Consider the following 25873-nt stretch of genomic DNA (forward strand, 5'->3'; position numbering starts at 1 on the left):
CCTGGTGGAAGCCAGTATTGCATCTCACTCACCCCGATAAAGGTATTCGGCGATTTGACCGTCCAATTTTTTTATGACGCCAAAATGGTGTTTCCAACCGATCTCTTTCTTGCCTACACATATGGTACAGGTTCCAATAGGTGGGTTTCCTTTTAGATATAGCTTATCTGAATCGATCTCTTCTGATTGTTTAATCAGTTCGTAAAGACGGTGCAAAGAGGTGCCCTGCAAAGCGTTAGTTTCAATTAGAATCAGATTCGGATGCACGTCTTTTATTTTTTGGATTAAGACTTCCCGCTCAGCCTGGCTGACCAGGTCTATTTTGGTGACAACGGCGATGTCGGCGAGGCTAACCATGGCGCCCATTTTTTCAGGCGCGTGAATCCCGGATATGGAACTGAGGACAATTATCCCCAAGCCTTGATTTAAATAGGGCGAGCAGCGCAGACACAACCCCGCGCTTTCCACGACAAACAGGTCCGCATGCTTGCTTTCCGCCCATTCAACAGCGTCTCCCAGTACCATCACCCCGGCGTGGTCGGGGCATAAATCACCGGAATAGATCTTTTTTGTTAGAATTTTGAATTCCCTGCCCAGTTCAATGTCCTCATAAGCTTTCACTACGTCGATTTTTAAGAAAGCAATGGTCATCTCATCTTTAAATCTTCTTACAATTTGTTTGGTTAGGGAAGTTTTACCCGCTGACGGGGGACCGGCTATTACCAAAAGTTTCAAAAAAACACCTCCATAATTAATTCAAGCAAAGTTAACCTTGATCAGGTCTTTGGTAATCTCATCTCCCGCTCTTAACTTTTCCCTGATAAATCCCACCTGCTTATCCAGTTCCAAAAGGTTTGCGGCGGCCTTTGTTTCAAATTCATTCTGACTGAGAACTTTTTTTACCGCGCCATTTTCCATAATAATTCTCTTTTTAGATAAAAGGGCAATCACCGGGTCATGGGTGACAAAAATTATTATTTTGGAAGTGTTTTTAATAATGTCGATAACTTCTTGTTTGAAGATACCGGCGTTTTCGATCTCGTCCAGTAAAATTATCGGAGCCGCGCCGATCAATATGGCGTCGGCAATCAAAAGGGACCTCGTTTGCCCGCCTGACAGGACGGTGACTCTTGTCTCCCGGTCAATTTTTTCACCGGTAAATTTGTTGGCCAAGTCGATGGTCTCTATAATAACCTTTTCATCAATTATTTTTCTGGCTCTGGCATGAATCTTTAAAAATTCCATCGTGCTTAAATCGGTAAAGCATTTTGTATTCTGAGTGATCATAGCGATTGGTTTCATAGCGGGGTTGTATCTTATTTCATCGGACGGAATTTTTCCATTAATTAATATGCGTCGTCTGGTTGAGCTGTCCCCCTGGGCCAGCAGTTCAATGTCAGAAATTAAAGCGGTTTTTCCGCTTCCTGTCGGGCCCACTATGGATACGGTTTCACCGGCTGTTAAAGTCAGGTGTCGGTAATTTTCTTTGCCTCCTGCTTTATCCAAACCTGGAAGAATTGTAATTGTATTTATCATATCCTACCTCCTAGTAGTCTTTTTTACTATTACACCGTATTTTTATCCATATATAATATTAAACGACTAGTAGGTTTGCATATGCGGATTAATTATTTTATATGTTTAGATAATGTTAATGAAGTAATAGTCTTACATTGATAGTAAAAAAAGGGTAATGATAATATAAACATAAAAATCCCGGCATATGAATTACATCTGTAGCGGGCGGTATAGTTTTTTTAAATATATTGAATTTCATTTAAAATATTAACGGTAAACATACAATACAAGTAGTGGACTAGTGAAATGTATTTTGAAAAAATTACAAAGTATTTTTTGTATATGGATTATCCTGATCCCACGCTGCATATACCTATTCTAAAGGCTTGACAGGCAAGTTTGAAAAAGCGTATGTAAAAATCTTAACACGGGGTGATGAAAACTGCAGTTGCGATTAAACAGTGCCTGGCTGATCCTGGTTTTTGCGGCCGGTTTTTTAAGTTTGCTCTACCTCTGGTTTACCCTTTTCCCCGGGCGGGTGCTTCCGGAGGCGGGTTATTATTTTAGCGCTGAACAAATAAACCAGGGCCGCCAGTATAATATGATCCTGAGGCTGGCCTATATCTGCGGCTTTCTTGGGCAAGTGTCGTTTTTACTATGGCTGGTGTTCAGCGGCAGGCTAACGGACCTTTCGCGCTGGGTCCAACGTTTGACCGGGGATAATTATTGGGGCAGTCTTTTGCTGTTTTTTTTAATCATATGGCTGTCGTTGCAGCTGTTAAATATACCCTTTACACTTTACAGCGGTTATTTTTGGCAGCATCAATGGGGGTTTTCCACCCAAACTCTCGGAGCTTGGTGGGTGGATTACTGCAAAAGCGCCGGATTGGATTTGTTTCTATCTACAGCAGGAGTTGTTTTATTGTTCGGGGCTATTAATCGCTGGCCCGGTACCTGGTGGTTGGCCGGCGCCGCTATTGTTTCGCTCTGGCTTGTAATACAGACCTTTTTCTGGCCGGTGGTAATCGCCCCCCTTTTTAACCGGTTTACGCCGTCAAATGACCCGACGGTTCTTTCCATGGTCCATGAATTGTCCGAAAAAGCCCGGCTGCCAGTCGGGCAAGTGCTGATAATGGACGCAAGCAGGCGCACCACAAAGGCCAATGCTTATTTTACCGGCTTGGGACAGACGAAACGCATTGTATTATACGATACTCTGTTAGCCGATTACCCGCCCGATCAGGTTAAAGCCGTGGTGGCTCACGAAATGGCTCATTGGAGCCGGGGTCATATCATCCGGGGACTGGCCCTGGGCGTCCTGGGCAATATTTTCTTTTGGGGCCTTCTATTTGTGCTGTTGCGGACATCGGTAACTCAATTCACCCGTTACCCGCCGCATGTATTGGCGCTTATCCTGTTGTTCTTTTTACTGGCTTCTTTTGCCGGAAATCCGCTGCAAAATTATTTTTCCAGGGGTATGGAAGTGGAGGCGGACCATGTCGCGGTGTCTTTGACCGGAGATGTTCCCGCCGCGCTCCGGCTTCAGGTGGACTTGGCCGCCAGGAATTTATCCGACGTTGCGCCCCCCGCATTTATACACTGGTTCAGCTACAGTCATCCTTCCGCTCTGAACCGGATAAAAAAAATAAAGCAAGCCGGTGAGGATAGTTTATTTTCAGAACCATCAAGGTAATAATTCCTTTTTTTTGCTTTATTGTCGTGTTATAATGCTGCATGGGGATTTTTTACCATTTGGTTGTTTTTAATAATAAATCAGGTGCTTTTTCCGCGAATATTTCTACACCGGAGAGGCGCACTGCTGATAGAAAAGGGTGGAATATTTTTATCGGAGATTGAATGCATGAATGTTTTAATTGTTGGCGATTGATTTTATTAAAAAGGTTGCTGACGACACCAATCTGCTCAGTTTAAACGCCGCTATTGAGGCGGCAAGAGCCGGCGAACATGGCAGGAGCTTTGGCGTGGTGGCGGAAGAAGTCCGCAAACTGGCTGAAAACAGCGCCGCGGCGGCAAAAAATATTGGCAAGGTATTGAATGATACCGAAAACTCTATCAAAGGGTTGATTAATGGAATCGAAAAGACTGCCGTAATATCAGGTTTGGAAATGGGTAAATAAGCGCTCTGTCTATTTGGATAAAAAACGTGAACGGGGAGAGAACCTGTGCATACAGCTGACCGGACTATTGAAGAGTTTTTGGAACTGGTGCAAGTCGACAGTGTTTCCGGCAAGGAGCGGCGGATGGCCGACTTGCTGAAGAAGAAGCTGACTGCCCTGGGACTGGAGGTTTGGGAGGATGAGGCCGGTAAAAAAGCCAAGGCCGAAGCAGGCAACATTATCGCCAGGCTGCCGGGAACGGGAAAAGGGCCGGTATTGCTGCTCAGCGCCCATATGGATACCGTTGAGCCGGGCTGTGGGATTCGGCCCAAAGTGGAAAACGGGGTAGTCAGTTCCATTGGTGAAACAGTGCTGGGCGCGGATGACAAAGCCGGGATTGCGGCCATACTGGAATCCCTAAGGTTGGTTATAGAAAACGATATTGTCCATGGCGGCCTGGAGGCAGCGTTTACTATTTGGGAAGAAGGGGGTCTCTTCGGCGCGAAGAACCTGGACTATTCCCTGATCAGCGCACGGACTTGCTTCGTGCTGGACAGCGACGGGCAACCGGGCACGATTGTGACGGTTGCGCCGTCACATGACCGGATTGGCGCCACGGTCAGGGGCAGGGCGGCTCATGCCGGAATCAACCCTGAAGAGGGAGTAAACGCTATCCAAGTGGCGGCGCACGCCATAGCACAGATGAAAGTCGGCCGGATTGATCATGAAACAACCAGCAACATCGGCGTTATTTCAGGCGGTAAGGCAGTTAACATAGTACCTGACAGCGTCACGATCCAAGGTGAGTCCAGAAGTCTGAGCGCCGAGAAACGGATGCGGCAGACCGGGCAGATGCGCCGCGCTATCGAGGATGCGGCGGAGAAGTTCGGGGCACGCGCCGATATTGCAATAGAAACAATATATCCTGAATTCAACCTGCCGGAAGACTCTCCGCCGGTTAGAATAGCTGTGGAAGCGGCCAGGAATCTCGGACTGGAGCCCATTTTGGCAAAAACGGGCGGCGGCAGCGACGCGAACATATTCAACAGTAAGGGAATAGCAACAGCGGTACTCGGCATTGGCATGAAAAAAGTCCATACAACCGAAGAATACATAACGGTAGCCGATTTGCTTGAAAACGTCCGGTACTTATTCGAGATTATCAAGGTAGCGCAAAAAATAAAGTATTAGGAGTCAGAATAAAAATAATTTATCATTCTGAAATATTCTAATTCTGACTCCTGACTACGTGGGTTAGTTTAATATCTTACCGATCAATTCCTGGACAGTCCGGTACATGAGGGCGTATTCAGCCAACAATAGCCGGGCTTCTTTTATTTTTCCAAAAATGACAATACCATTTCGATGAGTGTATAATTGCATTTTTTTCTCCTTTCTGAAAATAATTGTAACTGAGGAGGAGTCAGAATTCAGGAGTCAGAATAAAGAATTTTCATTCCGAAATATTCTGACTCCTGGCTCCTGACTCTTGACTACTCAAGGTTAACTATATCTATGTTTTGCCGGAAAATAATATGAGAGTGAACCAGTCATAAAAAACGCGGCAAACCCATAAAAATTAAGCATGGACAGGTTTGGGGAGAGAGGGGGCAGGTTGTTTTGCTTAAAACGTTTTTTACGCTTTGGAAAAACTCCCTGCGCCGGCAGTGGCCTGTTTATTTTATTGTTATCTTAGTTTTTAGCCTGGGTTTGGCGGCGGGTTACGCCGGCGTGCAAAAGCTGCAGACCGATCAGACCGAGCAGCTGCAAACCGAGATAGATCTTTTTTTACAACATGCAAGTATGCTGGAAATAGATTTTCCCATGGCGGCGAGGAATGTCCTGTATAACGGGATGATTTTGGTTGCGGCAATCTATCTGCTGGGTCTCACGGTTATCGGTATTCCTTTGGTGCTGGCCATTCTTTTTGTCAGGGGTTTTGCCCTGGGATTTGCGATCGAGTTTCTGTCCGGGGAAAAAAGTATGCAAGACACAGTCTTAACCCTCGCAGCCGTTTTGCCTCATAATATTGTGATGATACCGGCCTTGCTGTTCGCGGGGGCCGCCTCACTTTCCTTCGCGTGGCTATTGTTTAAACGGTTTCATAACTCAAAAATAAAAGTGTGGCCCAGCTTTGTCGCTTATAGCTGGATGATGGTTTTGGTAATGGCTTGTTTCGCCGGCGCCGGTTTGGTGGAAGTTTACCTGACGCCGTTTTTGATCAAGGTCGCGGCCAGTTATGTGTTTTGATGTTTACAAAAAGGATTATCTGGTTTTGTGTGGAAGTAGAGTTAAAGGGACTCTGCTTTTTTATTGCGGCAAATTAATTCCTGGGAGCGTGAATATAAAATGATCGAGCTCCTTGACGAATACATTTACCATCTCGCGGTCGAGCGCGGACTTGCCGAAAACACACTGGTATCCTACCGTCTTGACTTGAACGGTTACCTGGAGTTCTGCCGGAAACGCGGGCTGAAATCATTGGAGCAGGCAGACAAGAATGTAATCATGTCATACCTTTTTCAACTGCAGCTGGAGGGCCGCTCTCCGGCGACTATTTCGCGCCGCCTTGCCGCGGCCAGATCTTTTTATAAGTATTTGGTCAGCGAGGATATCCTCCAGAAAGACCCGACTGCCGACTTGGAGTTTCCCAAACTGGCGCAAAAGCTGCCAAAGGTGTTGACGGTGGAAGAAGTGGATACCCTGCTTGGCCAGCCCTCGATTAGTGAACCGGCGGGAATCAGGGACAAGGCCATGCTGGAACTGTTGTACGCCACCGGCATCAGGGTTTCGGAGCTGGTTTCCCTTAACCTGGAGCACATTAATCTGGAAAGCGGTTTTATTCGCTGTTTCGGAAAAGGTTCAAAAGAGAGAATCATACCGGTGGGTGACGTGGCTGCGCGTTTTCTCAAAGAATACCTGAGCCGGGGCAGGAGCAAACTAACAAAGGCCGGCAACCCGCCCGCGCTGTTTGTTAACCAGCATGGGAGGCGGCTGACCAGGCAGGGCTTTTGGAAAATCATTAAAAAATATGCTTTAAAGGCGAATATAAAAAAAGAGATTACGCCCCATACATTCAGGCATTCCTTTGCCACCCACCTGCTGGAGAACGGCGCGGATCTCCGTTCGGTCCAAGAAATGTTAGGACACGCGGATATCAGCACAACGCAGATTTATACTCACTTGACGAAGCAGAGGATGAAAGAAGTGTACAACCGCAGCCACCCGAGGGCGTAAATCTATTAAGAAGCCAGTAGTCAGTATGAGAGAATAATAGTAGAGATAGTTATTGCAGTTGGGAGATGAAACTGTGCAGGTTAAAAGGGTATTATTGCTGATTATGGACAGCGTGGGGGTGGGAGAACTGCCGGACGCCGGGGAATACGGCGACGCCGGCAGCAATACCCTGGGCAACACGGCTAAAGCGGTCGGCGGACTAAATTTGCCCAACCTCGGATATCTAGGCCTGGGTAACATCATTAATGTTGAAGGAACGCCTCCGGTCCAAACCCCTGCGGCTTCCTACGGGCGCATGGCCGAGCGTTCCGCCGGCAAGGATACCACCACCGGTCACTGGGAGATGGCCGGCATCATCCTGGAGCGGCCTTTTCCGGTATATCCTAACGGTTTTCCGCCGGAATTGATCGAAATGTACGAAAAAAAGATCGGGCGGCCGGTGCTTGGCAATATAGCCGCCTCAGGTACGGAGATAATTAAGGAATTGGGCGAAAAGCACCTGGAAACCGGCTACCCGATCGTGTATACTTCCGCGGACAGCGTTTTTCAGGTAGCCGCCCACGAAGAGATAATCCCCATAGAGGAGCTTTATTCAATGTGCCAGACCGCGCGGGAAATGCTGGTCGGAGACCATGCCGTCGGGCGGGTTATCGCCAGGCCGTTTGTCGGGGAACCCGGCAGTTTCCGGAGGACGGCGCGCCGGCATGATTATTCATTAAAGCCGCCGGGCAAAACTGTGCTGAAGCTGCTGGTGGAAAATAACCTACAGGTTACCGCTGTGGGCAAGATTAATGATATTTTCGCGGGGGAGGGGATCAGCCGCGCGGTTGCCACCGCAGGCAACGTGGAAGGTATCGACCGGACATTGGAACTGCTGCGTGCTCCGGGGGAAGGATTGCTCTTCACCAACCTGGTGGATTTCGACATGCTCTACGGGCACCGCAATGATCCGGAAGGTTACGCCGCGGCTTTGGCGGAACTGGACCGGAGAATGCCGGAGCTGCTTAATGCCATGCGTGATGAAGACCTGGCGATTGTTACGGCTGACCACGGCTGCGATCCGACTACTTCCAGCACCGATCATTCCAGAGAGTATGTGCCCTTGCTGGTTTACGGCAAGGCGGTCAAGGCGGGAGTGAATCTCGGGGTGAGAGAAACTTTCGCGGACGTCGCGGCGACAGTGGCTGATATTTTCCGTTTGAAGACGACAGTGGGCAGGAGCTTCTGGACTGAGGTGAGGTGACCAGGTTGCGAGTCGTTGATCTAATTAACAAAAAGAAACAGGGCGGAAGATTAACCAGGGACGAGATTCGTTTCCTCGTTGAGGGATACACCGCCGGGATAATACCTGACTATCAAATGTCTGCCCTGCTCATGGCGATATGCTTTAAAGGCATGGATAAGAAGGAAATCGCGGATCTTACTCTTGCCTATGTTAATTCGGGAGAGCAAATAGATTTGACGGAAATCAAAGGGGTTAAAGTTGACAAGCACTCGACCGGCGGAGTGGGAGACAAGGTAAGCCCGATTATTATCCCGCTGGTTGCTTCGGCAGGTGTCCACGTGGCCAAGATGTCCGGCAGGGGCTTGGGACACACGGGTGGGACGATTGATAAGCTGGAGTCCATTGAGGGCTTTAAAACAGAGCTGTCCAGGGATGAATTCATCCATAACGTGAATATCTATAAAATGGCGATAGCGGGTCAAAGCGCGAACTTGACTCCCGCCGATAAAAAAATATACGCCTTGCGGGACGTTACCGCCACAGTGGACAGTGTTCCCTTGATCGCCGCCTCGGTGATGAGCAAGAAGATTGCCTCAGGGGCCGATGCCGTGGTGTTGGATGTTAAAGTCGGGTCCGGCGCTTTCATGAAGTCTCTGTCCGAGGCTAAAGAACTGGCTGAGACAATGGTTGAAATAGGCAAATCTCTGAACAGAAAGACAATAGCCGTTGTCACAGACATGAGCCAGCCGCTGGGGCGCGAGGTCGGCAACGCGAACGAAGTTAAAGAGGTTATTGAAGTATTGAAAGGCCGGGGCGCTCCCGACCTAGCCGTTGTTTCCCTTACGATAGCCGCGCACATGGCCGTGCTGGGCGGGGCTTATCCGGACTTTGACAGGGCATACAGCGCTTTGGAGCAAGTGATCAAGTCCGGTAAAGCTGTGGAGAAACTGAAACAACTCGTCACAGTCCAGGGCGGCAATCCTGATGTTATTGAACACCCCGAAAAGCTGCCGCAGGCAAAATATCATTTTGCGGTTAAAGCCGCGGGTGCAGGGTATGTGACGGCTATCAACGCCGAAGCCGTGGGAGTATCGGCGATGCTGCTGGGGGCGGGTCGAAAGAAGAAGGATGACCGCATAGCGCACTCCGCGGGCCTGACGATGGTCAAGAAGATAGGGGATAAAGTCAATACAGGCGATACCATTTGTATTTTGCACACGGACGTGGAAAATTGTAAAGAAGCTGAGAATACGGTAAGAAGCGCGTATTCTTTAAGTGACACTGAACCGGAACCGATTAATTGCGTATATGAAGTCATTCAATAGCGGAAGTTTAGTTTATGAGTGATTGCAATGCCAGCGAACGGCAGCCCATACTTTAATTTTAGATTCATATACCACTTTGCGCTCCCATCCATTTCTGATAATTCTTATTATTATCCTCCTGAAAGTCATTATAAGTCATTTGTGCCATAATTGTTTTATCCTATTCCGCATAAGCCTTAACAGCTTCAATGTTTACCCACTGAATAAGCTTATCCCTTTTCACTTCTCCCCATATCATTTTCTTTGAAGACAATAAAGTGTCGGCGGTAGCCCCAACAAAATTTTATAGGATATTTCCCTTCGTTTCATTACTTAATAATAATAGATATAATACAATAAAAAATTTAATTTTGTTATTTCTAATTAAGTTGAGTTATGTTATAATCTCCATGACTATAAATATATTTAATCTATGTCCATAGGTATAAGCGCTTGATTTTCAAAGCGGAGGGTTAATCGCTTCTAAACAGCATTCAGAAGGACACAGGATGTTTTCTTTTCTCACATGAAACAGATGAGAACATTTTGAATAGGACTTGCTCCGGAATTTTTTAATTCATCAATTAGTCAGGCAAAATCTTTAACATTAATGAAAGGAGGCTGAAAAAATTCCGGTCATGAAGGATTAGCTAATAGTGAGGCTTCTAACGACTATTATTACTTAAGAGGGGGGGTAAAATGCTGTTAAATCTATTGGGATAGAAGGAGCTAGAGTGTTTCCTTCCGAGCATCCCAGGGTAAGCATCCGGAAGCCGCCTACATATTTAACATGGTCATAGACCCTGCCAGCAATTAAAAAACCTTGCTTCCACCCCGGCTGAATAGCGAGACACCAAAAAAGAATACTTTCACATGTTGGAGGAATTATAAAATGATTAACGGCAAAAGAAAAACACATAATGCGTTTTTTTCTCTTTTAACAATCTTTTGCATAACGCTTTTTATGGGCTTTATTCCGGTCAAGGAGTGTTATGCGGCAGGTTTGACACTCAGCGATGTCAAGCTGAACAACACTACTGCTCTGGTTCAATCGCCAGACCCGGCAAGCAATCCGGATATCCCGTTGAACGGGAATTTTGCGATAACTTTCAGCAATACCGTGCAGGGCTATTATGATGGTTCTGCGAAAAACCCGCCCTATATTGTTGACAACAGAAGCAAAGTAAAATTAGAGCGAATAGTTGACGGCAGCCGCAGTCAGGTAGAAGTTGCGGTTGGAGAGGGCTCACCGTTAACGGTTACATACAGTGTGTACGGCGATTTAATTCCCGGCAGCCAGTATGTCCTGACGCTGCAGGGTGATATTACTGCGAACAACAATAGAAATACGCTGGGCGCTGATACTGAAATCGGCTTTACGACAGTCGCGCCGCAAAAGCCGGCCGCCCCGTCTTTTACCTCCGCGACACTGCTGGGGGATGTGCTGACATTAAGCGGGCTGCCGAGTAATGCAGCCAATCTGGAATACCGCATCTCGGCTGACGGGACAGAAGCAGGCTATGGCGGGTGGTCGGACCTGGCAGTGGTTAACCGGACCGCAACATTAACGGCAACCGGCCTCACGGTAGAGCAAAGCACCATAGAAGTGCGTGTCAAGGCCAGCCCTGATACAAACACTCCCGCCGGGGACAGCGCGGCGCAGACTATTGTACAAGGGATACCGCCAGCGCCGGAGGCGCCTTCTGTCGGGGGAGCGATTCTCAGCGGGACGCAAATCACGCTGACAGGTTTGCCAGACAACGCTTCCAACCTGGAATACCGCATTGCCGTGAATGGTACTGATTATACGGACTGGCATGACCTGGAGGTTGACGGAACTACTGCGGTCATTGATGCAAGCAGTTATGACATTGACACCAGTATAAGCAAACTGGCGTTCCGCGTTAAGGCCGACCCTGCTTTTGGAACTCCTGCCGGAGATATTACCGAGGAACCGGTGGTGCTGGCGCTGAACGTTGAAACACCCATTCAACAGGGCAAGACCTACATTTTCGAAAGCGGACTGAAGCTATACGCCGAAGCGCTGATGGGTGGCAATACGGTCACGGTAAGCGACGCGAAAAACAAGACCAAACCGTGGGAGGTTGCCATACGCCCGGCAACACCCGCGGACTTAGGGCCGGTATACGGCGTTTTGCTCAAAGGGCCCGCCGCTCCAGGTAAAAAGGTGATCCTGACTGTTCCGATCCCCTACGACGTTATTCCTGAGCAGTACCTTGATAAGTGCTCGGTCTACGATGGGAGAATCCAGACTTATCCGGAAGGTGTCGATGAACAGGGGAACATCGAGCCCTGGACCTTCCTGAACGATGTTGACCGTTCGGAAATGGGAAGCGGCATATTCAAGCTGACCTGCGATGACGATGACTTTTCCACGGACGGCAGGTTTCATATGTACAGCGTTATGTATGACTACTTTATCCCGGACACCACGGATATGGGCACGGATGGATACGTTCTCGATGATCAGGGAAATTATGGTATAAAAATTACTGAGGAATCTAAAGATCAGGGTTCCGGAATCGGCTGTTGGGAAATATGGAGGGACGATGTCTTAATTAAGAGAATTGGCGAGATAAAAGCCTATAAGAAAATGGACTGGCGGAACGGAGATTTTACATACTACGATTATGATGTCGTGTATGGCCAGAGCTACAGCTATAAAATTAAAAGCTACGACCCTTACGGCAACACCCGCGGAGACGCGGGCGGCGACCCCTTTAGCCATTCTGCATTTGTTTTAGCTATGAAGCATGAGGAAATCGTCCAAAGGGTCAAAGACGATATTGAGAAGAACGACCCGCAAGTATTCCTGTTTGCGGAAGGGGATTCAAAAGATCAAGTAACACAGGATTTCTATGCGAGGTATGTTCCTGGCGATCCGGCCCTTAAAAAAGGATATGGCGCAAATATAGGGTGGGAGAGCGACCGCCCGGATTTGGTTATAACTGAAAACGTTACCCCTTTCAGGGTTTTTATGCCCTTAGACTCCGACGAGGCGGTAGTGAATTTAACGGGGACCATTAAACGCGGCAAAGTCACTGTGACGGTCACCGTACCCATTACGGTCAAGTGGACCGAGGAATATAAGTTGTGCAGCAGTCTGGATCAATTTGGCGGTCATGAAGGGGATGCCGAGCGGCAAAAGAATGAATTGCTTACCGCCATTGCGCGCCCGGATGTTAAGACGATTATTTTTAATAATAGATTTTCACCGTCCGGGGTTATCGATTTCCAGGGCAAGACTGTAAAGGCAGGATCCGGTTTTGATGAGTTGGAATCCACTTACCCCAAAACTGAAGGCGATTATATGTTTGTCAATATGGAAGACGGTGATATTGTCCAGAATGTGAAAGTCGATGCCAACGGCAAAAAGCTGCAGGCGGTTATGCGTACTAACGGCGATTGTGGAATAGAGAATGTCGAATTCGCCGGTATGAGCAGGACCAAATATGCGATTATGTCTAACTGCCGCAGTGGAGCGACGATCCGTAACTGCAGTTTTACGCCTGCCGAGAGGGCCGGTGTCTTCCTGTATGATTTCCCGACCACAAATCCGCTTTATCTGGGCAGTCAAACAATTGAAAACTGTACCTTTGACGGTCAGGGTAGCCCCGGTTACGCTGTCCTCGCTCAATGGGGCACGCCAACTATCAGGAACTGTGAGATTAAAGACTACAAAGGTGAGCTAACTACCGGCTATAACAGTAGCAATGATGACCCGGGGCAGTTAATCACGGATCATTATACGGGATTGCACGACGGCTTTACGTCCGCGGGAATTTTTGTCAGGGATAAAGCCAATGTTGAGCTGCATGGTAATAATATCTATAATTGCGACAGTGGTATTAGGGTTTGGACAGGCGAAAGCTATAAGTATTATGACGACGAAACAGTTAAAGGACCGGAAACGGTCTACGCGACAGTGGACGGGGTCGAGATCAAGGATCAGAATACGGCTGCTGCGGCAGAGACGGCCTTAAAACTGGACAATGTTTTATCGGGAAATAGTTGGGATGTTGACATCTGCATAGCGGCCGATCCGGATAATCCATTGCCGCTGGTTCGCGAGAACTATGGTCCGTTCGGCATCTACAAGCAGTCTCCGGCTCCGTTTGCAAAAGGAGTCGCGCTCGACAGCGTGATTGAATTCTGTTTCTCAAAAGAGATGAACGCGGATACGATCAACAACGGTACCGTTCTCCTGTCCAAGGACGGGCAGGCTCTCGCGGCCAATGTAACCTATGAGGCCGCGGAAAAGAAAGTAGTCTTGACACCGCAAGCCAAACTGGGATATGGCGCCCAGTACACCGTCACAGTCTCGACCGCGGTTGCCGACAAGGATGGTAACCACCTGTCGGCAGATTGCATCTGGAGCTTTACCACAACACCTTCCGTGATATTCTATTCGCCTCCAGACGGTGTGGAATCCTATGAAATTGACACGGATGCCGAGTTGACGTTGGGCTTTGTAAATCCGATCGACCCTGCGTCGATCAGTGACGGGGCCGACGTAATCCTTGAGCAGATTGGCACGCTGGGCAACCCCACCGCAGGCGGCGCGAAAGCAGCATGCAGCTATCGGTTTAACGGCGATGGGACTGAGCTTGTGATTACACCCGACCAGGAGCTGGCCAACGGCGGACACTATAAAATAACCGTGCCCAGCAAGCTGACCGACAAGCAGGGGAATGCGCTGGGCGCGGATGCCGGTGTGGAATTCTATACCAAGCCTGCCGTAATCCCTGCCCAGTTCAGCCTGGTCTTGGATGAGACAGGATCTCCTGCCGTGGAGAAGCTGCAGCCGGGCAAGAGATATGTATTTAGTATTCAGCCAATTAATATGAGTGATCGCGAGCATTCCCATGCAAGGACTTACATTGTAGCAAGGGGAGGAAAGGGCGCCCGTCTTGAGCATGGCGGGGATATCCTGGGTAAAGGGTACTTTAATACCGCCGCGAACAGTACTGCAAATCCCACACATGTTTTTGGCAAAGAGAGTATCGTATTTACAGTGCCTGAGGATGTCGCAGGGAATGTCTATGTTGACGTAATGCTGCGTGAAACCACCAGGGAAAGGGACAATCCGCGAGTGCTGGCGAAAACCATGCACTTTGAACTGCAAGTGACCAGGGAGGAGGTGTAGCGGCGTGAAAAAAGCGATCTGCGCGATCCTTGCCGCCATCATCCTGCTCGCGGCCCACGCCCAAGTTGTATTTGCCGATCAGTCCATTACGGTTGTAACCAACGGGGGGAGAAAGACCTACAGTCCGGGGTACATCATGGCCGTCGCGGGGCGGGTAACAAATGACGGGGAAGCGACGCGCAACGCCGATGTTTTTCTTGAGATTTACCCTGCCGGTTCTCCCAACAGTATTAAGTATTACGCCGGCACAAAGAGTAATGAGAGCGGGTACTACATGACGGTCTTTACCGTGCCGTCAGACTTTTCCGACGGCGATTACACCATTGCAGCCCATACCGCCGAGGCTTCGGCAGAGAGTGACTTCTCGATGCCCTCCGATGCCCCGAAGGAAGTAGCATTTCTTGGCTCGGATCCCGAAGGGGTCACGGAAACGCCGACGGAGGTTATCCCCGTAAGCACGAATGCCCTGGCCCTGGCCTTTCAGGGCAACGTTAATTACTTTATTAACAATAAAGATATGCCGGGAGTAGTTATCGGGGCCAACGAAAATAATGAAGACTGCATCTCTCTCTACAAAGGAGAGGATAACACGCCTGTCTCTTTTGACGTGGAATTAATCGATGATCTTGCTGCGGGCAGCGCCACTATAAGCTATTATGATCTGAGTGAGACGCAGTTACAGACCCAAAGGCAATGCTGCCTGGTCCTCTCCCTTAATGAACAACTCGAGGAAAATACGCTCTATGCGGTAAAGATTGACGGAGACCTGTGTGCCAACAACGGGAGCAAACTGGGTGAGGATATAACGGTTTATTTCAAGACAGGCGATTCCACCACGTCCACGTCCACACCAGGGGGGACAAGTGGGGGGTCTTTACTCCCGGCAGCCATCCCTGCTTCGGATTTAGGCAAGACCGTCCAGAATGGCAATATAACAACCTTGCAGGTCGATACCGAGAAGGCGTCTGCTATTCTCAAGAAGGCTGACATGAGCGCCCTCGTGGTGGATATCTCGGAAATAGCGGCGGCAGGCGCGCAAAAAGCCGGGCGGTTTCCCGCGGCAGTGGTTGATCTGGCCATTGCCGAGCATAAGCCCATCGTGCTCCAGGACAGCGAAATAATCATGTATATCCCGCCCGAAGCATTGACGAAGGGCAAGGAAATGACGTTCAGCGTGATGCTCGCTTCGGACGAGACAGTGCAGAACGCACCGGGAGATACTGAAAGAAAAGCGGTTTACATCTTTAGCGCGTCTTCCGGCGTTACCGAGCTGCATAATTTTCAGCAGGCGGTTATGATGACCCTGCCTATTCCTGAGGATGTAAGCGCCCCGGACAAACTGGGGGTGTACTGCCTTAATGAAGAAAACAATCAATGGGAGTACATGGGCGGAAGAGTCCGGGACGGCAAGCTGGTATTCAGCGCCAGGCACTTCTCGACCTTCATGGTGGCTGAATCCCGGAAGACCTTTGCGGATATTGCCTCCCACTGGGCCAAGAGGGACATAGAGATAATGGCGGCCAGGCAGATTGTTAGCGGAGTAGGCAGTGATGAGTTTGCGCCGGACACTAAAATAAGCCGGGCGCAATTTGCCGCGCTGATTTGCCGGACCTTGAATCTGGCGGACAATGCGGCAGCTGATTTGTTTAACGATGTGCCTGCCACTGCGTGGTATGCCGATGATGTCTTGAAGGCGGCAAAAGCCGGCCTGGTTGTGGGCGCTGACGGCAAGTTCCGTCCCGACGACATGATTACCCGCCAGGAAATGGCTGCGATGATCCAGCGCGCATACAACTATGCCGGCGGCCAGGCGCCTGAATTGAAAGAAATCACATTCAGCGACAAAAGAAGCATCGACGCCTGGGCCTATGAGGCAGTGCGGACCGTATACAGCCTGGGGATCATTAACGGGCGCACCGACGGCAGCTTTGGTGCGGCTGACAATGCCACGCGCGCTGAAGGTGCGGTTATGCTGAAAAATATGATGGATAAGCTGGGACTGTAATCTGTCCATCGGTTGCTCATGCCAGGCCCGGTGCAGGATTACAGGCCGGTATTAACACCTGCGCTGAATCATGCTATAATTTGTTAAGGTTTGTTTTGTTATGTTATGTTGTTTTCCCCCGTAAGCGGCACGAGTACTTACGGGGTTATCCGTATTCTTTCGCAAAACAAAATGCGTAGTGAATATTAACAACTGGCGCAATCGCAAGCAAAAAGTTAAAAGGTGATGATGCGCTATCAACTCGCCGGGAATCCAGTTAATAAACGTCAGCAAAGAATATGCCGGCAGCCAGGGCGGCAAAATCCGCGCTTTAAAAGCTGTGAATTTATCCATAAAGCCAGGTGAATTCGTGGGCATCGCCGGGAAGAACGGCTCCGGCAAAACCACCCTGGCCCGTTTGCTGAACGGCCTGCTGCTTCCTTCCGCCGGCAGCGTCATGGTTAACGGCATGGACACTCGCCAGCGGCGCCATATCAGAGAGATACGCCGCCAGGTGGCCATGGTTTTTCAGAATCCGGACAACCAGTTGGTTAGTCCGGTTATCGAGGAGGAAATAGCTTTCGGGCCGGAAAATCTGAACCTGCCGCTGCGGGAAATTGAAATTCGCGTGGAAGAGGCCTTGCAGATCGTGGGGCTGGAGGAACTGCGGCATAAGTCGCCGCACATGCTGTCCGGGGGCCAGAAGCAGCGGGTGGCCATAGCGGCGGCCCTGGCCATGCGGCCTGCCTGTCTTGTGCTGGATGAACCGACCTCCATGCTGGACCAGACCTGCAGGCAGGGAATTCTCGACTACCTGCGGGAGCTGAACAACCGGCAGGGGATCACCATCATCTTGATTTCCCACAATATGGAGGACCTGGCCGGGGCCGGCCGGATCATCGTGCTGCAGGAAGGGAGTATTGTCCGTGACGCGCCGCCATGGGAAATATTCAACCAGGCCGGTCAAACTCTTGATTTAAAGCCACCGAATATTGTGCGTCTGGCTCAAATGCTCAGAAAGCGCGGCTGCCTGCTGGACGAACGGATCAGCACTTTGGAGCAGATGGAGAACAGTATATGCCGGTTATTGAAATCAACAACTTGAGCTATGCATATAATGGCGGGACGCCAGACGAGAAAAAGGTTCTCGATAATATCACCTTGTCGGTGGAAAAAGGTGAATTTCTGGGGATTATCGGCGCCAACGGTTCCGGCAAGTCAACCCTGATTCAGCATTTTAACGGTCTTTTATACCCTCAATCCGGAAGCATATCCGTGCTGGGCTTTGATACGCGGGATAAGCACTACGGGTCGCAGCTGTGGAAGTATGTGGGTATGGTGTTCCAGTTTCCTGAACAGCAAATTTTTGAAGCGACAGTATACGACGAGCTGGCCTATGGGCTGAGCAATATGGAGTTGGATAGGGCGGAAATTGAGGTCCGGGTTGATGAAGCCCTGGCAAACGTGGGGCTTGTTCCGGAACAGGTGCGCGCCGTTTCACCGCTGTGTTTGAGCGGCGGGATGCGGCGCCGCATCGCTATTGCCAGCATTCTGGCGATGAAGCCGGATATCCTGGTCCTGGATGAACCCATGGCAGGCTTGGATCCCGAGGGGTGCGCCCATATTCTTGCTGCCATTAAAAGATATCGGCAAGAACAGGATGTTACCGTCATTATGGTTTCCCATTACATCAACGAGCTCATCGTTCTGTCGGACCGCGTCGCTCTGCTTGATAACGGCCGCCTGCGGGCGTGGGGACCGGCCAGGGAGCTTTTGGCGCGCGATGATTTGCCGAACTATGACCTGCTGCTGCCGGATTACCTGAAATTACTGCATAATTTAAAAAAACGGGGGTTGAAAGTGAAAACCGGGGTTTTGACCGTGGAAGAAGCTGCCGGCGAGATTGGCAGGGTCCTGGAGAGGATTAAATGTTGAGAAGAATGAAGTTGGGAAAATACGTACCCGGCAATTCTTTAATTCATCGATTGGACCCGCGCACCAAGCTTCTGGGGGGGCTGATCGTAGTTACAGCCATACTGGTCAATTATAACTGGCCGGTGCTCCTGCTCAACACGGGCTTGATTTTTATGGTGATTTTCCTGTCGGAAATAAATTTGCCGTCAGTCTTGCGCGGGATTAAATGGCTATGGATTATTTTTATTTTTAGTTTTCTGGCGCAATGCGTATATACCCAGGGAAATCCCCTGTTCAGCCTGGGACCGCTGACAGTGACCATAGAAGGAGTATACCGGGGACTGGCTACATTCTTGCGCCTGCTTATCCTGTTCCTTAGTTCCACCATCCTGACCATGACTACTTCGCCCATGAAGATGGCCGGGGGGCTGGAGGCTTTGTTCGCTCCCTTGACCCGCCTCAGGGTGCCGGTAAATCAGTTTGCCATGCTGGTGACGATTTCTCTAAGATTCATCCCCACTCTGATAGAAGAGGCGGAGACCGTCACCAAAGCTCAGAAATCCCGGGGGGCGCCATTTGCGTCACCGAAGAAGCTGGTGCGTTTAAAAACTTTGCTGGCAGTGCTCATACCTCTGGTGGCGGGTTCGCTGCAGCGGGCCACCGACCTGGCCGTGGCTATGGAAAGCAGGTGCTACACAGGGGGGCCGCATCACAGCCGGACCAAAAACCTGCGCTTCGGCCGCCGTGATCTGGCGGCGCTGGCCATAACAGCCGCGGTAAGTATTTTGCCGCTGCTGTATATATACTGCGCGGCCTTGCCGGTGCAGTCACTGCAAAATTTACGTTAGCTCTTCTTGTTACCCGTTGTGGAGGGTGAAATAAAACCACAGGAAGAAAGGAAAGGGAAATGTGACAAACGGGAAAATGCGGCGGCGATCAGGACTGCTTGCCCTGCTGCTGTTCACGGTCCTTCTGAGCGCTTTACCGTTAGCCGCCTACGGAGATAATGACGACGGGCCAGGAAACGATCAGGGTGTTTTTAAACCACTGGGCCTTGTCTCAGCAACGCTTGATAACGGAACCAGTATCATCAAGGCAGATAATGTACCGCTGAAACCAAAGATCACCATGCAATTTGACAAGAATGTCGTGAGTTTGATCTACTGGGAAAAAAACAAACGTTGTTTTCATCTCTATGATGAAAACGGCAAAGAGCTGGCGCTTATCTTAAGCAAAATTAATGACACGGTAGATTTTACCAAAAGGCAGTATATCTGGGTGGAACCGGCTGGGCAGCTTGCTCCGGGGACCGGCTACAGGTTATATGTCGCCCCGGATTTGGTGGCAAAAAACGGCGGTTCCACGCTTTCCATGACCACCGACAACCAAGGGGTTACGATCAGGTTTAAAACGGCCGGTGAAAAAATAAGGCAAATTTCCGGGCCGGCCATTGCAGCGGAAGATGCTCCGCCTGACGCCGCGGCGGGCAGCGCAGGCGCCGCGCTGGCGGACAACAAGATAACCGGCGGTGCGGGCGCCGCATCAACCACCAGTACAGTAACTGGCAGCACAGGTACAGAGCCGGCACCCGATGCCGCGCCGGAAGATACTCCTGTAACTGGTGGCAGCGCGGCAGCAAGCAAACCACTCGCTGAAGCTGATTTGGACCAGCCAAATGAAGCGGCGCCGGGCGAGGCGGACGCCGCCAAGTTTGCAGCCGTTCAGCGGGGCCGGCGGCTGCAGAATATTGTGGCCGCGGCATCAGGCATTCTGCTGGCGGGCTGGGCAGCCGTGGAAGTCTCCCGCAGAAAGAAAAAAGGATAGCGAGGAGACAACATGACTGTTAACAAGCGGATAATCGCCGGCATCCTGCTCCTTATCCTGATAGTTGGGGGGTCTTACTTTTTCGAACAGATTACCAAAGCTCAAGGAAGCCGGAACGGCAGGCTTGTGCCTGTAATACAACACGATGAAACCACTGCTTATCTGGACGCCGGCGTAATCAGACAATTGGGCCGGCAGGAGCAGGAAATGAATAAAGACGCGGGCGAAACCGGCGATAATGGTGATAATGAAGTATCGCTGGGTTTCGTGCTTGGTTCGGCGGGGGTCGCTGGTTATCAATACATCGAGGTGAGCGGGGCGGGCGACAGTGAAGATATCAAGCTGGGGCCACGGGATATCGGCGGTATTGTCCTGTCTTCAAACAGCAACAGTACCTTTGCCATGGCAGACAAAGCAGGCGGAAATCGTGTCATTATTAAAGAAGTCGCCAAAATTTATGTCGCCGATTGATATGATAAGAGGTGTGGCTGATTATGCTGGACATGGAGAAGGAAGAAATGTCCGCTGACTTAAAAACTCCGGCGGACAGTTTTATTTTTAATATAGGCCTGGCCGACGCGATCAGGTTAACCATGTTCGGGACTCTGATAAGCGTCAGCAGGTTTGTGTTCCAACTGCCTATAGGCATGCCGGGCCATACCAGCGTATACTGGATGGGCTTGCTGATGCTGGGAAAAGGACTGATCCCCAAATTTGGCGCGGGGACCATCATGGGCATCGTTTCGGGAGTGCTGGCCATCGTCTTCGGTCTGGGCAAAGAGGGACCTTTGCTGGCTTTCAAGTGCATCGTGCCAGGGGTTTTGCTGGATATTCTGGCCATACTGTTTCTTAACAAGCTGGAATCCATATGGGTGGGTGTCATTATCGGGGCTTTGCTCAGCTGGTCCAAGCTGCTGACCAGCATTGCCCTGGGTGTCATCCTTGACATACCGGTGGTATTTCTGGCGGTGGGATTCGGTTACGCTGCCTTGCTGCACGTCATTTTCGGCGCTGCGGGGGGAGTGCTGGCGGCGATGCTGATCAAACGATTGAAGCCGCGCCTGGCCTCATCCTGGCAGACCTGACCTGCGGCGAGACGCCGGCAAAGACGCAAAGAAGGTATAGAAGATATAAAAGAGATATATTAGACGGGGTGTGTGAAATGAAAATATATGTAGGGATTGATGACACCGACAGTATCGAGCAGGGAGCGACCGGGGAGACGGCCAAGCAGATTATCAGGATTATTGAAGAACGGCGCTGGGGAAACTGCCAGGGGCTGACCCGCCATCAGCTGCTTTTGCACCCGGACATAGCCTATACTTCCCACAATAGCTCCATGTGCTTTACCGCTGAAATTGAAACCGCCAGTCTGGAACCTCTGATCGAGGCAGCCGCCGGGTGCCTGGAGCGGGACAGCGCGCCCGGTTCCGATCCCGGCCTTTGCGTAGCGGCGGAGGAGCAACTGCGGGATGTTGAGAGCCTGATCGCTTATGGTTATGAGACAAAAAAGAGGATCATAACCAAAGGGGAAGCCTATGAATTAGCCGGAAAACTAGGTGTCCACCTGTCTGAACACGGTGGCGCCGGTATCGGCGTGATTGGGGCGCTGGCCGGCGTCGGCCTGAGAATGACCAATAACGACGGGCGCTTCCAGGGCAGGCTGGAACTCAAAGTTCCCGGAGCCATCATAAATGTGACTGAGATATTATGCAGCAACCTGGTGGAAAGGGTGCAGAGTGTGGACGGCTACGTTCTGAACAAAAATGAAGAGGTGCGGCTGGGACACAAATTAAAGACCGTGCTGCTGGGAGGAAAACGCACCCTGCTGGTTTACCGCCGGGAAGGCGCGCTGGTTTGGAAAACCTGTACCAACGCCCACCTGGAGCATTATTGAGGTGATGAACATGGATGACTGGATAAAAAAAAATAAAAGGGGCCAAGTCCGGTTTAGAGGCGGCAGCCATGATTGGCTGCTGGCAGCCGGAATAGCGGGCAACTGCCCTCACTTTGTACTGGATGATGAGGACGAACTGCTGGCTGAAGAGGAAAGATCCTGCTACAACTGCCGGTTCAGGCGCTGGATTGACCGTTATTCTTTCGTCTGTATGAAGCGCTGAAGGTCCTGACAGAAAACAAGAAGGAAATATTGTGTTATGGAAAGTTATTTGTTCTTTTCTCTTTTAATGGTCTCGTGTATATATTTTATTTATACGGTTTACCGGCGGGTCTGTTATATCCGCCTGGCGCGCCGGCGCTGGAAGTATTTTGCCGCCAACGTATTGGGACAGAAAAAGATCCGCCGTTATCCACTCTTCGGCTTGTGTCACGCTTTCATCATGTACGGTTTTTTATGCCTGCTACCGGGTATTCCCGACATGGCCGCCGAAAGGCTTTTACACGCCGGAATCCCCTTTGTGGCAAACAACGTCCCGTACCTTTTTATAAAAGACCTGTTCATAGCACTGGTTATCGTGGGTATAACCGGCTGTCTCCTGCGGCGGACGGTCAGGAAACCGGAATGGCTGAAAAACGATATCGAAGCCATTGTTCTCCTCGTGCTCATTTTTATTGTCGTTTTAACCGAAGCGCTGTATCACGGGACTAATTTGGCGCTGCATTCAGGCAGCACCGCCCTTTGGCCCGCCCCTCTGGCCGGCGCTTTCTCCGGCTTATTCACCGGCATGCCGGCCGGAGCCATCGCAGCGGCGGCATCCATTTTCTGGTGGGCGCACTTTTTGGCAATTTTTTCTTTGCTTTGGATTATCCCCAACTCTAAACACCTGCACCTTATCTTTGCGCCTTTTAACACCTACTGGCATTCCCCGGAGCCCAGGGGGGCTATTAATACAATAAATCTGAAAGATGCGGACAACAAGACACTGGGAGTAGCCAAGATGGAGGATTTTACTTGGAAGCAGCTTTTTGAGGCTTACGCCTGCACAAAGTGCGGCCGCTGCAACGACCAGTGCCCGGCTTACCGGAGCGACGAACCGGTCAAGCCCAAGCCACTGCAGGGCCGTCTCCGCAAGCACATTGAAGAGAGGGCGCCGCTGCTGCTGAGGCAGAGATCAGGGCTGGGCGTTAAGCAGGCTGCTTCAGAGCAGGCGCAGGGGGTCTTAAAGAAAAAGGTCACCGGCAATGTCTTCAAAAAGGATTTCATCTGGAGCTGCGCCATGTGCGGCGGCTGCGAGGAAGCCTGCCCGGTATCCGTCGAACATACTGCCAAGATTATTGAAATGCGGCGTTACCTGGTCCTGGCCAAAAATGATTTTCCTGATGAGATGCGCCGGTATTTTGCCAATATCGAGTTGTACGGCAACCCGTGGGGAATGGACCGGAACGACAGCGCCGGCAGGCCGGCAGGCACCGGTATGCATACGATGGCAGAAGACAACAGCGCGGAGTATGTTTATTTCCCGGGCTGCGCCGCTTCTTTTGACGAAAGGGCCGGAAGTGCGGCAACAGCCCTGAGCAATTTAATGAAGAAAGCCGGCGTTTCTTTTGTAACTCTGGGCGCGGAAGAGTGGTGCTGCGGCGAAACAACGCGCAGGATGGGAAATGAGGCTCTCTTTCAGCGGATTGTAAAAAGCAACGTCAAGAAATGGCATGCGTTGGGCGTTCGGAAAATTATCACTTTATGTGCCCACTGCTACAACACTTTGAAAAATGAGTATCCCCTGTTCGGCGGCAAATGGGAAGTTATCCACCATTCCGTCCTGCTGGCCGGCCTGTTAAAAGAAGGCCGGCTGAAGCCCGTAAAAAGCAATAATATGACGATTACCTACCATGATTCCTGTTATCTCGGGCGTTACAACGATGTTTACCGCGAGCCGCGCGAAGTCCTGAGAGCATTGCCCGGCGTCAGGCTGGTGGAAATGCGGCGCTCGGAGAAATGGTCGTTTTGCTGCGGGGCGGGCGGAGGCCGTTTCTGGACCAAAGCCGCGACAGAAAATCTGATTGCCGCCAGCCTGGTGCAACAGGCAATCGCCACCCGCGCCTCCGCGCTTTGCACCGCCTGTCCGTACTGCAAGCTGCTAATGGAGGAGACGGTGGCCCGCCAGGGGACGCAGGAGCGAATTCAGGTCCTGGACATCGCCGAACTATTGGAAATGGCCATGTGATCCATCTAAGCAATCGATGAGCAATCTTGTTCACCGGTACCGTTGATGCTTGCGCCGCCGGTGGTGAAAGTGATAATTTTGTCGGTTCCCAACAGCTTTTGATTGCCGGCCTGAAGATTTTCGGAGATTGTCAGGACATACACGGTATTGCTCTGTAAGCCATGCTTGGGATGGATGATGATTTCTTTTTTCTTCTCGGAACTGTCACCCGGTTCAGCCATGATCACATCTATCTCGACGGGTTGTTTTTTGCTGTTCTCCAAAGAGAAGCACTGCATATTGTGGTCCCGCACCGTGTCCGTAATGACGTTGTTGGAAAAAGTCAGCTTGATATCCATATTAACCGGAATATTTTCGTCGCCGGGCGCTATATTGCTGCTGTCCAGTGCGAATGAAAGATAATCGCCGCACAGTTTCTTGTTAAAGGGCGTGATATCTATGATTTCGTGCGTTGAAAACATGATCGTGTGGTTTTCCTTCAGATATTTGTAGTTGTTGGCCTGCAAGAGCCTGGATATGTTCAACTTATATGCCCTGCCGTCGTTAAGCCGGGTCCGGGGCCTGACAACAAAGGTTCTTTCAGCTTTTCGCCCGAGCATTCTTTTGTTTCCGGGGATGACATCGATAGGCAATTCTTTCATCCCCTCGTCAAATAGATGGAAGCCCGCCATATTCCTCTGCGTGCCATCCGGGATCCGGTGATCCATGATGGCGGAAACATTGGCGGAGAAGACCACCTCAATTTCAAAGCCATCCTCAGCAGAGTGGTTAAGCTTAATCGCCTGCAGGGTTAACGGATTCTCCCCAGCCGCATATCCGGTTGACAGCGAGGCGATAAACAAATCAAGCGCGTCCACCTGTTCGGACGGAAGTTTTCTTATATTGCCGATAATCCGGTTGATCTTTAGCGATTCAGGTTCACTCAGCAACTCTTCACCGAGCAACTCGCCTAAACTCATCCCCAGCCCTTGTGATAGTTTTCTAAGGGTCTCAAGGGTCGGCTGCTTTTCTCCGGATTCAATTCTCCAGATAAAAGACTGACTCAGACCGGATTGTTTGGATAGCTTGGATGTTGAAAGCATCTGGCTTTCTCTAATCTGCCTCAAGCGGCTGCCAAAATTCATGGATATAGCGAACCTCCCGTTAGAATTATGCCATAATTTTTGACAATGAACAATATTTGTTTAGCTAATAAGACATCCATTCTATGAAGGCTGTACCGGCGGATGATGAAAAATTTACATGGTTTTTACCGCACACTGCTTACAAAAGCCAACCATAGTCCCTGCAGTCCACCACATAATCCACATACATATATACCATTGCTTTTTACCTGATGAATGAAACAAACGGTGTTTTCTTAACGGGAATCGACATAATACTACACTATATGTCAAATTGTCTTATTATTAGGCTATTGACATATTTATTATTAATAATTAGTCTTTTATTATTATAT

The 25873-nt window shown here is 50.2% G+C and carries 21 protein-coding genes and 1 pseudogene; 18 read left to right on the forward strand and 4 right to left on the reverse strand.

All coding sequences use genetic code 11. The features are described from left to right. Positions 1 to 24: 24 nt before the first annotated feature. The gene (locus A4E54_RS04360; RefSeq protein WP_240084035.1) at positions 25 to 735 is read right to left on the reverse strand and encodes a GTP-binding protein; all 711 of its coding nucleotides are present in this window, start codon (positions 733 to 735) and stop codon (positions 25 to 27) included. 21 nt (positions 736 to 756) lie between these two features. Continuing rightward, on the reverse strand, positions 757 to 1536 hold the full coding sequence (locus A4E54_RS04365) for an ATP-binding cassette domain-containing protein (protein ID WP_240084036.1): 780 nt from the start codon (positions 1534 to 1536) through the stop codon (positions 757 to 759). A gap of 430 nt (positions 1537 to 1966) precedes the next feature. Between A4E54_RS04365 and A4E54_RS04370 the strand changes: the two genes are divergently transcribed. The 3 genes and pseudogenes from A4E54_RS04370 (at position 1967) to A4E54_RS04380 (ending at position 4826) form a co-directional block, all read left to right on the forward strand. Beyond that, a complete protein-coding gene (locus tag A4E54_RS04370; protein WP_502687921.1) occupies positions 1967 to 3211 on the forward strand; it encodes a M48 family metallopeptidase in 1245 nt (414 codons plus the stop codon). 205 nt (positions 3212 to 3416) lie between these two features. After that, positions 3417 to 3564, forward strand: a pseudogene (locus A4E54_RS15880) (methyl-accepting chemotaxis protein); the annotation flags it as partial. A gap of 137 nt (positions 3565 to 3701) precedes the next feature. Further along, positions 3702 to 4826, forward strand: coding sequence for a M20/M25/M40 family metallo-hydrolase (locus A4E54_RS04380; RefSeq protein WP_240084037.1), 1125 nt, complete (start codon positions 3702 to 3704; stop codon positions 4824 to 4826). A 63-nt stretch (positions 4827 to 4889) separates the two neighbouring features. Here A4E54_RS04380 and mciZ read toward each other — a convergent pair whose 3' ends face one another. Continuing rightward, the gene (mciZ, locus tag A4E54_RS04385) at positions 4890 to 5018 is read right to left on the reverse strand and encodes a Z-ring formation inhibitor MciZ (protein WP_240084038.1); all 129 of its coding nucleotides are present in this window, start codon (positions 5016 to 5018) and stop codon (positions 4890 to 4892) included. Positions 5019 to 5255: 237 nt separating this feature from the next. On the opposite strand from mciZ, the gene spoIIM reads away from it, so the two are divergent. The 15 genes from spoIIM (at position 5256) to A4E54_RS04460 (ending at position 24414) form a co-directional block, all read left to right on the forward strand. Then, complete coding sequence (gene spoIIM, locus A4E54_RS04390; protein ID WP_240084039.1) at positions 5256 to 5885, forward strand: stage II sporulation protein M; 630 nt, start codon at positions 5256 to 5258, stop codon at positions 5883 to 5885. A 99-nt stretch (positions 5886 to 5984) separates the two neighbouring features. Beyond that, entirely contained in the window at positions 5985 to 6872 is an 888-nt protein-coding gene (xerD, locus tag A4E54_RS04395) for a site-specific tyrosine recombinase XerD (protein WP_240084040.1), read from the forward strand. Between the two features lie 73 nt (positions 6873 to 6945). Beyond that, positions 6946 to 8115 carry a phosphopentomutase gene (locus tag A4E54_RS04400; protein WP_240084041.1) on the forward strand — a complete coding sequence of 390 codons (1170 nt, stop codon included), beginning with the start codon at positions 6946 to 6948 and terminating at the stop codon, positions 8113 to 8115. A 5-nt stretch (positions 8116 to 8120) separates the two neighbouring features. Then, the gene (locus A4E54_RS04405; RefSeq protein ID WP_240084056.1) at positions 8121 to 9422 is read left to right on the forward strand and encodes a pyrimidine-nucleoside phosphorylase; all 1302 of its coding nucleotides are present in this window, start codon (positions 8121 to 8123) and stop codon (positions 9420 to 9422) included. Positions 9423 to 10293: 871 nt separating this feature from the next. After that, positions 10294 to 14568, forward strand: coding sequence for an Ig-like domain-containing protein (locus A4E54_RS04410; RefSeq protein WP_240084042.1), 4275 nt, complete (start codon positions 10294 to 10296; stop codon positions 14566 to 14568). A gap of 4 nt (positions 14569 to 14572) precedes the next feature. Next, the gene (locus A4E54_RS04415; protein WP_286724644.1) at positions 14573 to 16573 is read left to right on the forward strand and encodes an S-layer homology domain-containing protein; all 2001 of its coding nucleotides are present in this window, start codon (positions 14573 to 14575) and stop codon (positions 16571 to 16573) included. A gap of 301 nt (positions 16574 to 16874) precedes the next feature. Next, positions 16875 to 17657 carry an energy-coupling factor transporter ATPase gene (locus A4E54_RS04420; RefSeq protein WP_240084057.1) on the forward strand — a complete coding sequence of 261 codons (783 nt, stop codon included), beginning with the start codon at positions 16875 to 16877 and terminating at the stop codon, positions 17655 to 17657. Further along, on the forward strand, positions 17630 to 18487 hold the full coding sequence (locus A4E54_RS04425; protein WP_240084044.1) for an ATP-binding cassette domain-containing protein: 858 nt from the start codon (positions 17630 to 17632) through the stop codon (positions 18485 to 18487). Before A4E54_RS04420 ends, A4E54_RS04425 begins: the two co-directional genes overlap by 28 nt. Next, on the forward strand, positions 18481 to 19314 hold the full coding sequence (locus A4E54_RS04430; protein WP_240084045.1) for an energy-coupling factor transporter transmembrane component T family protein: 834 nt from the start codon (positions 18481 to 18483) through the stop codon (positions 19312 to 19314). The genes A4E54_RS04425 and A4E54_RS04430 overlap by 7 nt, the downstream gene beginning before the upstream one ends. Before the next feature lie 61 nt (positions 19315 to 19375). Further along, positions 19376 to 20290 (forward strand): Ig-like domain-containing domain, encoded by a 915-nt coding sequence (locus tag A4E54_RS04435; RefSeq protein ID WP_286724646.1) that lies wholly within the window; start codon positions 19376 to 19378, stop codon positions 20288 to 20290. Between the two features lie 12 nt (positions 20291 to 20302). Beyond that, the gene (locus A4E54_RS04440; RefSeq protein WP_240084047.1) at positions 20303 to 20761 is read left to right on the forward strand and encodes a hypothetical protein; all 459 of its coding nucleotides are present in this window, start codon (positions 20303 to 20305) and stop codon (positions 20759 to 20761) included. A 23-nt stretch (positions 20762 to 20784) separates the two neighbouring features. Next, positions 20785 to 21375, forward strand: coding sequence for a hypothetical protein (locus tag A4E54_RS04445; protein ID WP_240084048.1), 591 nt, complete (start codon positions 20785 to 20787; stop codon positions 21373 to 21375). Between the two features lie 77 nt (positions 21376 to 21452). Continuing rightward, positions 21453 to 22187: a hypothetical protein gene (locus A4E54_RS04450; RefSeq protein WP_240084049.1), complete on the forward strand. Its 735-nt coding sequence runs from the start codon at positions 21453 to 21455 to the stop codon at positions 22185 to 22187. Positions 22188 to 22191: 4 nt separating this feature from the next. After that, positions 22192 to 22410, forward strand: a complete 219-nt coding sequence (locus A4E54_RS04455) for a hypothetical protein (RefSeq protein WP_240084058.1) — start codon at positions 22192 to 22194, stop codon at positions 22408 to 22410. Between the two features lie 36 nt (positions 22411 to 22446). Then, a complete protein-coding gene (locus tag A4E54_RS04460) occupies positions 22447 to 24414 on the forward strand; it encodes a (Fe-S)-binding protein (protein WP_286724649.1) in 1968 nt (655 codons plus the stop codon). Positions 24415 to 24419: 5 nt separating this feature from the next. On the opposite strand, the gene A4E54_RS04465 is transcribed toward A4E54_RS04460, so the two are convergent. Continuing rightward, positions 24420 to 25538: an Ig-like domain-containing protein gene (locus A4E54_RS04465; RefSeq protein WP_240084051.1), complete on the reverse strand. Its 1119-nt coding sequence runs from the start codon at positions 25536 to 25538 to the stop codon at positions 24420 to 24422. Positions 25539 to 25873: the final 335 nt, after the last annotated feature.

This window comes from Pelotomaculum sp. PtaB.Bin117 (assembly GCF_002067195.1).
Taxonomy (GTDB): domain Bacteria; phylum Bacillota; class Desulfotomaculia; order Desulfotomaculales; family Pelotomaculaceae; genus Pelotomaculum_D; species Pelotomaculum_D terephthalicicum.

Excerpts from the sequence above, each read along its gene's own strand:
- A4E54_RS04365 (WP_240084036.1), bottom strand. The coding sequence starts at position 1,536 with ATGATAAATACAATTACAATTCTTCCAGGTTTGGATAAAGCAGGAGGC.
- A4E54_RS04445 (WP_240084048.1), top strand. The coding sequence starts at position 20,785 with ATGCTGGACATGGAGAAGGAAGAAATGTCCGCTGACTTAAAAACTCCG.
- A4E54_RS04455 (WP_240084058.1), top strand. The coding sequence starts at position 22,192 with ATGAACATGGATGACTGGATAAAAAAAAATAAAAGGGGCCAAGTCCGG.
- A4E54_RS04430 (WP_240084045.1), top strand. The coding sequence starts at position 18,481 with ATGTTGAGAAGAATGAAGTTGGGAAAATACGTACCCGGCAATTCTTTA.
- A4E54_RS04465 (WP_240084051.1), bottom strand. The coding sequence starts at position 25,538 with ATGAATTTTGGCAGCCGCTTGAGGCAGATTAGAGAAAGCCAGATGCTT.
- xerD (WP_240084040.1), top strand. The coding sequence starts at position 5,985 with ATGATCGAGCTCCTTGACGAATACATTTACCATCTCGCGGTCGAGCGC.
- A4E54_RS04450 (WP_240084049.1), top strand. The coding sequence starts at position 21,453 with ATGAAAATATATGTAGGGATTGATGACACCGACAGTATCGAGCAGGGA.
- A4E54_RS04425 (WP_240084044.1), top strand. The coding sequence starts at position 17,630 with ATGCCGGTTATTGAAATCAACAACTTGAGCTATGCATATAATGGCGGG.
- A4E54_RS04440 (WP_240084047.1), top strand. The coding sequence starts at position 20,303 with ATGACTGTTAACAAGCGGATAATCGCCGGCATCCTGCTCCTTATCCTG.
- A4E54_RS04410 (WP_240084042.1), top strand. The coding sequence starts at position 10,294 with ATGATTAACGGCAAAAGAAAAACACATAATGCGTTTTTTTCTCTTTTA.
- A4E54_RS04460 (WP_286724649.1), top strand. The coding sequence starts at position 22,447 with ATGGAAAGTTATTTGTTCTTTTCTCTTTTAATGGTCTCGTGTATATAT.
- mciZ (WP_240084038.1), bottom strand. The coding sequence starts at position 5,018 with ATGCAATTATACACTCATCGAAATGGTATTGTCATTTTTGGAAAAATA.